Here is a 1,984-nt window from a genome sequence, read left to right on the forward strand (position 1 = left end):
GTACCCACCCGGTCCGACGCTCGCGGTACCTCCCCCACGACCCGCCCCGACGTCGCCGCATCCGGCTGCGGGAGTGACCGGGCCGCCCACGCCGCCGCCCGCCGCGGGCTGGTACCAGCCGGCGTGGCAGCAGGGCACCCCGCACGAGGGGGTGCCACGGCAACCGCAGCCCGAGGCGGCGGCCTGGATACCCGAGGGCCTGGCCCCGACGGCCGAGGACTTCGCCCGTCGCCGCCAGGTTCGCCCCGCCGACCCGGTGGCCACCATGGGGGTACGGGCGGTGGTGAACCGGATCGGGCTGGTGAAGCTTCCCCCCGGGCGGCACGAGCAGGAGGTGAGGCGGGACATCGAGATGGTCCGCCGCAACTTCGGCGGGCTTCGTCAGGTGACCGTGGTCAACCCGAAGGGCGGCGCGGGCAAGACGGTGGCGATCCTGCTGCTCGCGATGACCTTCGGCCAGAAGCGCGGCGGGTACGTGCTGGCCTGGGACAACAACGAGACCCAGGGCACCCTCGGGATGCGCGCCCAGCAGGACTTCCACTCCCGTACGGTGCGGGACATGCTGCGCGACCTCGGGCAGTTCCAGGGCCCGCACGGCCGCATCGGTGACCTGTCGCAGTACGTCCGCTCGCAGGGTGAGGGCATGTTCGACGTGCTCGCCTCGGACGAGTCGGCGACCGGTGGGGAGATGCTGACCGCCGCGGCGTTCGCCGAGATCCGCGAGGTGGTGAGCCGGTTCTACAAGCTGATTTTCGTGGACACCGGGAACAACGTCCGGGCGCAGAACTGGCAGGCCGCGATGGACGCCACCGACCAACTGGTGGTCACCATGTCGGCCCGCAACGACTCGGCGGAGACGGCCGCCCGGATGCTGGACCACCTGGAGCAGAGCGGCCGGCAGCGGCTCGTCCGGCAGGCGGTGACGGTGGTGTCCATGCCGCCGTCCCGCAAGGAGATCGACCTGCCGGCGATTCAGGAGCACTTCGCCGCCCGCACCAGGGCGGTGTTGCTGGCGCCGTACGAGCGGTTGATCGACAGCGGGGAGCCGATCCGGTACGGCGGGCTCTCCTCGGCCACCCGGGACGCCTGGCTGAAGATCGCCGCCGCGGTCGCCGAGGGGCTCTGACCGAGGCGGAGATCGACGGGTAGCTGGTGCGCGAGGAGTTCGTCGTCGAGGGGTTCCTCGGTGAGGTTCGGGGCCGGGCACCACGGGAGGGCTGCCGTGTCACGCGGGTCGTATCCCTGTTCGCGGATCCGAATCTGAGCACGGAGGCCCGGACCGACTGGTGCCGCGCCGACCGCCGGTACAGGTGCTGAACCGGCGGCCGGGGCGGTTTTAGGCCGGGTGGGGCGGAGCGGGCGCGCGCCGGGTCAGACCTGGGCGCTGGCGAGGGCGTCCCCGGCGGCCGGGTCGCAGTCCCGGAGGAACTGGGCGCAGCGCGCCGCCTCGTCGGCCTCGCCGATCTCGTCGGCAGCCCGGGAGAGCACGTACAGGCAGCGCAGGAAGCCCTGGTTGGGCGCGTGCGACCAGGGCACCGGGCCGTGCCCCTTCCAGCCGCTGCGGCGCAACTGGTCCAGGCCCCGGTGGTAGCCGGTGCGGGCGTAGGCGTACGCCGGGATGACCTGACCGGCGTCGAACGCCCGCCCCGCGAGCGCCGCCCAGGCCGCGCTGTGGGTCGGGAAGCGGGCCGCGACCTCGGCGTACGCCTCGTCGGTGCCCTGCTCGGCGGCGGACGCCAGGGCCGCGTCGGCCGCGTCGTGCGCGGGCAGGAGGGTGGCCGGTGGCTCAGGCAACAAGTTCTGCATCGCCCCATTCAACCCGCTTCGGCAAGCGGCCCGCGAGGGGGCCCGGTGCGACGCGCTGACTGAACGGCGGATCGCGGGCTCCGCTGGCGGGTGAACACGGACAACCCGGCGGCCCATGCCGCAAGACAAAATTTTCAATTACAACTATTGGTCCGGAGCCTCCCCAGGACCGGTAACG

At 72.8% G+C, this 1,984-nt stretch carries 2 protein-coding genes; one reads left to right on the forward strand and one right to left on the reverse strand.

All coding sequences use genetic code 11. The features are described 5' to 3' along the window. The coding region (locus tag E1182_RS30380) for a MinD/ParA family protein (RefSeq protein ID WP_371687628.1) at positions 1–1,126 on the forward strand (1,126 nt) is incomplete at its 5' end. A gap of 245 nt (positions 1,127–1,371) precedes the next feature. Here the strand turns inward: E1182_RS30380 and E1182_RS30385 are convergent. Further along, positions 1,372–1,806 (reverse strand): DUF3151 domain-containing protein, encoded by a 435-nt coding sequence (locus E1182_RS30385; protein WP_132271166.1) that lies wholly within the window; start codon positions 1,804–1,806, stop codon positions 1,372–1,374. Positions 1,807–1,984: the final 178 nt, after the last annotated feature.

The sequence above is a fragment of the Micromonospora sp. KC721 genome (assembly GCF_004348355.1).
Taxonomy (GTDB): domain Bacteria; phylum Actinomycetota; class Actinomycetes; order Mycobacteriales; family Micromonosporaceae; genus Micromonospora.